The organism is Acidovorax sp. FW305-C-20-28 (assembly GCF_058783375.1).
Genome location: NZ_JBYSYM010000072.1, coordinates 1 through 8,145, shown reverse-complemented (window position 1 = coordinate 8,145; position 8,145 = coordinate 1). Strand labels below are relative to the sequence as shown.

General features: G+C 67.9%; 4 protein-coding genes and 1 pseudogene. 3 read left to right on the top strand and 2 right to left on the bottom strand.

Going from position 1 to position 8,145, the window contains the following annotated elements:
* Window positions 1-177: 177 nt before the first annotated feature.
* Window positions 178-1,827 (bottom strand): methyl-accepting chemotaxis protein, encoded by a 1,650-nt coding sequence (locus AC3WOH_RS34665; RefSeq protein ID WP_492233866.1) that lies wholly within the window; start codon window positions 1,825-1,827, stop codon window positions 178-180.
* 554 nt (window positions 1,828-2,381) lie between these two features.
* Between AC3WOH_RS34665 and AC3WOH_RS34660 the strand changes: the two genes are divergently transcribed.
* Complete coding sequence (locus tag AC3WOH_RS34660) at window positions 2,382-3,596, top strand: MFS transporter (protein ID WP_184865451.1); 1,215 nt, start codon at window positions 2,382-2,384, stop codon at window positions 3,594-3,596.
* Between the two features lie 140 nt (window positions 3,597-3,736).
* On the opposite strand, the gene AC3WOH_RS34655 is transcribed toward AC3WOH_RS34660, so the two are convergent.
* Window positions 3,737-5,494 carry a bifunctional protein-serine/threonine kinase/phosphatase gene (locus tag AC3WOH_RS34655; RefSeq protein ID WP_492233865.1) on the bottom strand — a complete coding sequence of 586 codons (1,758 nt, stop codon included), beginning with the start codon at window positions 5,492-5,494 and terminating at the stop codon, window positions 3,737-3,739.
* A 363-nt stretch (window positions 5,495-5,857) separates the two neighbouring features.
* Between AC3WOH_RS34655 and AC3WOH_RS34650 the strand changes: the two are divergent.
* Window positions 5,858-7,069: pseudogene (locus AC3WOH_RS34650) on the top strand (NAD(P)/FAD-dependent oxidoreductase); the annotation flags it as partial.
* A 56-nt stretch (window positions 7,070-7,125) separates the two neighbouring features.
* Window positions 7,126-7,983 carry a type IV pili methyl-accepting chemotaxis transducer N-terminal domain-containing protein gene (locus AC3WOH_RS34645; RefSeq protein ID WP_492233864.1) on the top strand — a complete coding sequence of 286 codons (858 nt, stop codon included), beginning with the start codon at window positions 7,126-7,128 and terminating at the stop codon, window positions 7,981-7,983.
* Window positions 7,984-8,145 lie beyond the last annotated feature (162 nt).

Sequence of the window (8,145 nt, the reverse complement as noted above, 5' to 3'; positions counted from 1 at the left end):
TGAGGGAGTCGTCAGTATCTACAACGATGCTCTTGAACGCCAGGTTTTACGGGGATGAAATTCAACAGCCTGCTAAGCACCCCCCTGAGCGCTGCGCGCCTTCACCCCCCTCCCGGCGCGGCGGGGCAGCCCTTGCGTGGGAGCACTGGCCTTGGGCGCGCCAGTTTCAAAGGCTTGTCACGCCGAAACGAGTGCCCTTTGTGAAGACGACGACTTCATGGCCTTGCGCAAGGCCACGGCGTCCTGGGCCTGGGCGGGCGCCGAGGCGTCGAGGCGGAACACCGCCACGGTCTCGGTGACCGACTGGGCCTGGCCCTGCAACTCCATGGCCGAGGCCGCGTTCTCCTCCACCAGCGCGGCATTCTGCTGCGTGATGGTGTCGAGCTGGGCCACGGCGGCATTGACCTGCGAGATGCCCGTGAGCTGCTCGTTGGAGGCGTTGTGGATCTCGCCGATCAGCGTGTTCACGCGGCGCACCAGTTCCAGCGATTCGCTCATGGTCTTTTGCGCCGTGTCGGTCTTCTGGTGGCCCTCCTCGACCTTGGTGGCCGAGTCGTCGATGAGCTGGCGGATCTCCTTGGCGGCCGACAGCGTGCGGTGCGACAGGCTGCGCACCTCGGAGGCCACCACGGCGAAGCCGCGCCCCTGGTCGCCCGCGCGCGCCGCCTCCACGGCGGCATTGAGTGCCAGGATGTTGGTCTGGAACGCGATGCTGTCGATGAGCTGCGTGATCTCGCCGATGCGGCCCGACGCGGTCTGGATCTGCTTCATGGTCTCGGCCACGCCATCGACCGCCTGGTTGCTGCGCTCGGCCACCGAGGTGGCCTGCGTGGCCAGCACCGTGGCCTGGCGTGCCGATTCAGCCGTGTGCTTGACGGTGCCGGTGATCTCCTCCATCGACGCCGCGGTCTGCTGCAGGTTGCTGGCCTGGTTCTCGGTGCGCGAGGACAGATCCTGGTTGCCCTGCGCGATCTCGCGCGTGGAGACCTGCATGCGCTCGCTCTCCTGGCGCGCATCACGCACGATGGACAAGAGGTTCACATTGAGCTGCGACAGCGCCTTCTGCAGGTTGCCCACCGTGTCGTCGCGCGAGACCTCGATCTTCTGCGTGAGGTCGCCCGCGGCCATGCGGTTGGCCCAGCCCAGCATCTGGAACAGCGGTGCCACCGTGGCACTGTGCAGGTACCAGGCCATGCCCATGGCCAGTGCCAGCACGCCTACCCAGGCCAGGGTGGAGCCGAACGAGAAATTGTGCCCGCCCAGGTCGGCCGCGCCCCAGGCCGCCAGCACCAGCACCGCAAGGCACATGCACATCTTGCCCAGGGGCCCGAGCTTGAACCGGGCCGCCAGGGCGCCCCAGGCGGTGTTGCGCACCAGGCGCCCGTTGCGCAGCACGTGCACCAGGCTGCCGCGCTCCTTCTCGGCCCGCATGGTGGCGTAGAGCCGGTCGGCCGCCTGGATCTGCTCGCGCGAGGCCTCAGTGCGCACCGACATGTAGCCCGTGGGGTGGTCGCCCTGCATCAGCGGCGTGACGTTGGCCATCACCCAGTAGAAGCTGCCGTCCTTGCGCCGGTTCTTGACCGCGGCCGACCACGGGTGGCCGTTGCCTATGGTCTCCCACATGTCGCGGAAGGCCTCCTCAGGCATCTCCGGGTGGCGGATCATGTTGTGGGGCTGACCCAGCAGTTCTTCCTTCTCGTAACCGCTGACCTCGATGAACATCGGGTTGCAGTAGAGGATGCGGCCCTTGAGATCGGTCGTGGAGACCAGGGTTTCGCCTTTGGGAAAAACGTACTCCTGGGTACTGACGGGCAGATTCACGCGCATTGGATTCCCTCCAAGGATGTCATCTCGTCCCCGCTGTCTTCGGCCGTGGAACCAGGCCCGGGGCCTGCAGCGGTAAAAACATCCTAGGAAGAAACATCCGATCGCGCAAACAACATTTGCGCAATGCGGTCATCCCCAGGCTGGTGCAGGCCTTGGTGCACCCCGCCGCCCCCCAGGCTCGGCCCCCGCACCACGGCGGCCCACAGGCGCGCCATGCGACGCAAATTCCATAGCAGGCAGCCCAATGGAATCAAGCACTTGGCAGTGAATCGCCTTGGCACCACGGCACGCACCACTATCTGGCACACGCCTTGCTTCGATCACGGTACGGCCGAAGTTGGCCGTTCGTGCAACCGGGTGCAAAGGCGCATCCGGCGAACACAGGACGCAGGCGTCCCCATGGAGAGTCGTTGGCCCATCGGCCCGCGCACTCCATGCGGACGCCTTTTTGTTTTTCCATTTTTCCGCAGCAAGCCACGGTACAGAGCCGCGCTGCGGGCAGGCCGGTCCCCACCGTCCCTGCCTGCCGACGCCCCTTTCCACGCGAGACATCCATGCTTCAATTTCGGGACTTCCTCAAATCCGGCCACGCCCCCACGCTGTGGTCCGCGTTCCTCTACTTCGCCTTTTCGTGCGCCGTATGGGTCATCAACGGTGCCATGGCGCCGTTCATCACCGAGAGCCTGAAACTCACCCCCACGCAGATGGGGATCATGCTGTCCATCCCGATCTTCGCCGGCGCGCTGATGCGCTTTCCGCTGGGCATCCTGGCCCAGTACATCGGGCGCAAGAACGCCACGCTGGTAGAGATGGCCGGCATCTTCATCGCCATGGGCTATGGCTACCTGTTCGTCAACGACTACAACGACCTGCTGGCCATGGGCGTGCTGCTGGGCGTGGCCGGGGCCAGCTTCGGCGTGGCGCTGTCACTGGGCTCGGGCTCCTTCCCGCCGCGCTACAAGGGCCTGGCCATGGGCATCGTGGGCGCCGGCAACGTGGGCACGGCCGTGTCCGCGCTGCTGGCCCCGGTGCTGGCACAGAAGTTCGGCTGGCAGTCGGTCTATGGCTTCGCCGCCGTGAGCGTGGCCGTACCGGCCCTGGTGATGGCCATCTACGCCAAGGAGCCGCCCGACCGCGCGCCCCACTCGTCCTTTCGCGAGCACATCGCCTGCCTGTTCGAGAAGGATGGCTGGGCCTTCAGCCTGATCTATGCCGTGACCTTCGGCGGCTTCATCGGCCTCATCGCCTTCATGCCCACCTACTTCTACGACCAGTTCGGCGTGAGCAAGGTGCAGGCAGGCCAGCTGACCATGATGGCTGCCTTCCTGGGCGCTGCGCTGCGGATCTTCGGCGGCTGGCTGTCGGACCTGTGGGGCGGTGTGAACACGCTCACGGGCGTGCTGGCCATCACCACCGTGTGCCTGGTGCTGTGCGGCCTGGCCGAGAAGTCGCTGCCGGTGACCATGCTGCTGTTCCTGGTCTGCTTTGCCGCGCTGGGTGCGGGCAACGGCGCCCTGTTCCAGCTGGTGCCCCTGCGCTGGCCCCTGTCCACCGCCGTGGCCGGCTCCATGATCGGCGAGATCGGCGCCCTGGGCGGCGGCCTCATCCCCAACGCCATGGGCCTGTCGCGCCAGTACAGCGGCAGCTACCTCTGGGGCTTTGTCTCCATCGCCGTCTGCGCCGCCGCCATGCTGGTGCTGCTGCGCGTGATGCAGATCCGCTGGACGCGCACGTGGGCAGAGAAGGGGGGCCGCGCGCGCAGCGCGTGACCGGCGCAGCCGGCAAGCGCGACAGCGCTTGCCCCGCTTCCAGCGAAAGGGAGGGTGGCGCGAAGCGCCTGAGCTGGCGCCAGCCAGCCAACGCGCAGCGTTGCCCTCACGTCAGCTAAAAGGGGGCCGCGCGCCCAACCTCACCTCGGCAAAAACAACACCCAATACACCAGCAACAGATTCACCAGCACGCTCACCGCCAGCGCGATCTTCCAGATCGCCGTGGCGTCGCGCTGCATCAGCGGTGCCTGCGGTGCGTGGGCGTGCAGGGGCCTGGAGGCCCCGCGCTCCAGCGCCAGCAGCAGCTCCTCGGCCGTCTCGAAACGCTGGGCGCGGTGCCGCGCCACGGCCTTGAGGGCGATCTGGTCGAGCCAGATCGGCACCTCGGGGTTGTGCCGGCTCGGCGCCACGGGGTCGCGGTGGTAGCGCCCGATCTGGTAGGGCACGACCTCGCCATAGGGCAGGCGGCCATGGCTGAGCAACTGGTACAGGGTCACGCCCAGCGCGAACAGATCGCTGCCGGCATCGGGCAGCCGACCGGTCTCGCCATCGGCGCTGCGCTCATAGCCGGGCCATTGCTCGGGGTTCATGTAGCTCGGCGTGCCGGCGTGCAGCAGCCGCGTGGCCTCGGGCTCGCGGCCGCTCAGGGCCACGCCCAGGTCGAGCACGCGCAGCACGCCATCGTCCCCCAGGTGCAGGTTGTCGGGCTTGATGTCCCGGTGCACCACGCCCTGGCGGTGCAGCAGGCCGAGCACGCGCACGGCCTGGGTGAGCACGCTCACGGTGCGGGCCACGCCAAAGGGCTGGCGCCGGCGCAGCTGCTGGCCCAGGGTTTCGCCGCGGTGCCAGTCGTACAGCAGGTAAAAGAAGCTGCTGCCGGCCCCCGATGCCGGGGCTGGCCAGTCGTTGAGGCAGGCCAGGTGGGCCGCGGCACTGCCCGACTGCATGCGCCGCGCCACCCAGGCCTCGTGCGCCAGCGTGGCGCGCTCCTCGCCATCGTGGGCGCGCTGCGGGTTCAAGGTCTTGAGTGCATACAGGCGCTGGGTGGCGGGGTCGCGCACCTGGTAGATGCGGTGGATGCCGCTGTCGGCCACCAGCGCCGTGACCACCAGGCCATCGACCGCATCGCCCACCTTGAGCAGGGGCAGCACCGGCAGTTCCTGGGCGCGCCGCGACTCGTCCTGCAAGGTGGCTTCGAGCACGCCACGCACCTGCACGGCCATGGCGGTCACGTTGTCGCTGCTGCCGCGGCGCAGCGCCGTGCGCACCAGTTCCTCGCACAAGGCCTGCGGTGCCAGGCCCTGGCGCATCAGGCTGCGCAGCTCGCGCTCGGGCAGGCTGCCGTGCACACCGTCGGACACCAGCAGGAACAGGTCGCCGCTCTGCAGCTCACCCTGGCTGTAGTCCACCACCACATGGTCGTCCAGCCCCAGGGCGCGCGTGAGCTGGTGCGCCAGGTCGCGCTGCGCGATCACATGGTCGGCCGTGAGCTGCTGCAGCCTTGCGTTGCGCAGCAGGTAGGCCCGCGTATCGCCCACATGGGCCACGGTGTAGGACTGGCCGCGCAGCACAATGGCGGTGAGCGTGGTCAGGCCCACGGCAGGTTGGCGCCGCCGGTTCATGGCCGCAAGCCAGGCATTGTGGGCACTGAGGATGCGGTCCAGGGCCACCGTGGTGTCCCAGGTCTCGGGCGTGGCGAAGTAGTCGGACAGCAGCGTGCGCACCGTGGTCTGCGCCGCCTCGCGCCCCTTGCCGCCCGCACTCACACCATCGGCCAGGGCCGCGATGGCACCGCGCGCATGGTCGCGCCCCTGGCCCTCGACCAGGGCGGCAAAGTCTTCGTTGCCCTCCTTGCGGCCGGCCTGCGAGATACAGCCGAAATCCAGTTCAAAACTCATGCACCACAGGCAAGCATCTTTCATGCCCAAGCTGGTGCGCACAGGCACCCCAGCAAGGCAGACCAGACCCGATAGCCCCAAGATGGTGCGGTGCAGCATGGTGCACCGGGCACCACCCTGGGGCCGCCCCCAGCGCTGACCGGCAGGCCCGGCGCGCCCCGCAGCGGGGCACTCGGCTGGCACATCCATTGCTTATTTGCAGGCACGGCCCGCAAGGGCCCCGCGGGCTCCCGGTGCAATGGCGCACCCCGGCCTGCAAGGACGAAGGCGTCCCCATCTGCGGTATCGAGCGGTTTTCTCGGTGCAGCACGGTGTGGACGCCTTTTTTGTTTGTGTTTTTGACAGGTGCTGTGGGGGGCTGCGATGAAAAAATCCAGACTGGTGATGGTGGGCAACGGCATGGCCGGCGTGCGCACGCTGGAAGAGCTGCTCAAGATCGCCCCCGACCTCTACGAAATCACGGTGTTCGGCGCCGAGCCGCACCCCAACTACAACCGCATCCTGCTGTCGCCCGTGCTCGCGGGCGAGCAGACCATCGACGAGATCATCCTCAACGACTGGTCCTGGTACGAAGAGCACCAGATCACGCTGCATGCCGGCTTCACCGTGACCGAGGTGGACCGCGTGCGCCGCATCGTGCACGCCACCAGCGCCAGCGGCGAGACCATCAGCACCGAGTACGACCGCCTGATCCTGGCCACGGGCTCCAACCCCTTCATCCTGCCCGTGCCGGGCAAGGACCTCGATGGCGTGCTGGCCTACCGCGACATCGCCGACACCGAGGCCATGATCGCGGCCGCGGCCACCTACCGCCATGCCGTGGTCATCGGCGGCGGCCTGCTGGGCCTGGAAGTGGCCAACGGCCTGGTCAAGCGCGGCATGCAGGTGAGCGTGGTGCATGTGGGCAACACGCTCATGGAGCGCCAGCTCGACGAGGTGGCGGGCGGCATGCTGCAGCAGTCGCTGCAGGAGCGCGGCATGCAGTTCCTGCTCAATGCCCAGACCGCGGAGCTGGTGGGCGGCCCCGAGGGCCGCGTGACCGCGGTGAAATTCAAGGACGGCAGCGAAGTGCCTGCCGACCTGGTGGTGATGGCCGTGGGCATACGCCCCAACACGGCGCTGGCCGAGAAGATGCGCCTGCATGTGAACCGCGGCATCGTGGTCAGCGACACGCTGCAGACCATCACCGACGCGCGCATCTATGCGGTGGGCGAGTGCGCCGCGCACCGCGGCATCGCCTATGGCCTCGTCGCGCCGCTGTTCGAACAGGGCAAGGTGCTGGCCAACCATCTGGCAGAGATGGGCATCGACCGCTACCAGGGCTCGCTCACCTCCACCAAGCTCAAGGTGACGGGCATCGACCTGTTCAGCGCCGGCGATTTTCAGGGTGGCGAAGGCACCGAGGAGATCGTCATGAGCGACCCGGTGAGCGGCTCGTACAAAAAGCTGGTGATCAAGGACGACAAGCTCGTGGGCGCCTGCCTCTATGGCGATACGGTGGACGGCAGCTGGTACTTCGAGCTGCTGCGCGAGGGCCGCACGGTGGACGAGATCCGCGACCAGCTGATGTTCGGCCCGGCCGCCACGGAATGAGCCCTGTTGCAGCCCAGATGACCAGAAAGGAAACGCCCATGCCCTCCACGACCTTGTCGCCCGCCCTGCAGCGCAGGACCTTGCTGCTGAAGGCCGGTGCCGCCGCAGGCGCCGCCACCGTGGCCGGCACCCTGGCCCTGGTGGCGTCCCGGCCCGCCCATGCCCAGGTTGCCAACCTCAACGATGCCATCAACAAGGCCGGGCGCCAGCGCATGCTGAGCCAGCGCATGGGCAAGGCCTGGCTGGCCCTGGCGCACAAGGTGCAGGAGCCCGCCGCGCGCCAGGTGCTGGAGCAGTCCGTGGCCCTGTTCGAGCGCCAGCTTGCCGAGCTCAGGGCCTATGCCCCCAACCCCACGATCCGCGACACCTACGGCCAGCTCGACGCCGCCTGGTCCGCGCACAAGGCCACGCTGCTCACCGGCACGCCCGCCCTGGCCGGAGCGACAGCGATGCTGCAGGCCGACGCCAAGGTGCTGGCCCTGGCCCACCAGGGCACGGTGCAGTACGAGTCGGCCTCGGGCAAGCCCGTGGGCCACCTGGTCAACGTGGCCGGCCGCCAGCGCATGCTGAGCCAGCGCATGGCCAAGTTCTACCTGGCCGCGCAGCTGCCGGTGGACGCGGCCGTTGCCGCCGCCGAGATTGCCAAGGCGCGCACCGAATTCATTGCGGCGACCGAGGTACTGCGCAAGGCGCCGGAGGCGAACGACCGGATCCGGCAGGAGCTGCTGCTGGCGGATGGGCAGTGGGTTTTCTTCGATGCGGCGCTGCAGCGGATGCAGGCCGGCGGGGTGGCGGGCAGCACGGCGCGGCAGGTGTCGGAGGTGTTTGTGGCGAGTGAGAATTTGTTGTCTAGCATGGACCGGGTGACGGGGCTTTATGCTGCTCTGGCCGGGTGACATCGTGGTCTGTGGTTGCTTCTCCTGTGATGTTGCCGGTGGAGGCCGGGAATTGGCGTGCCTGGATTGCGACATGCCTTGGTACAGGGCGGAGGCCGGGTCTCGGCCCGGCGGCCGAGGTACTTGTTCTTTGCTTCGCCAAAGAAAAGTACCCAAAAGAAA

Coding starts and splice junctions, on each gene's coding strand:
- AC3WOH_RS34665 (WP_492233866.1), bottom strand. CDS start 1,827: ATGCGCGTGAATCTGCCCGTCAGTACCCAGGAGTACGTTTTTCCCAAA.
- AC3WOH_RS34660 (WP_184865451.1), top strand. CDS start 2,382: ATGCTTCAATTTCGGGACTTCCTCAAATCCGGCCACGCCCCCACGCTG.
- AC3WOH_RS34655 (WP_492233865.1), bottom strand. CDS start 5,494: ATGAGTTTTGAACTGGATTTCGGCTGTATCTCGCAGGCCGGCCGCAAG.
- AC3WOH_RS34645 (WP_492233864.1), top strand. CDS start 7,126: ATGCCCTCCACGACCTTGTCGCCCGCCCTGCAGCGCAGGACCTTGCTG.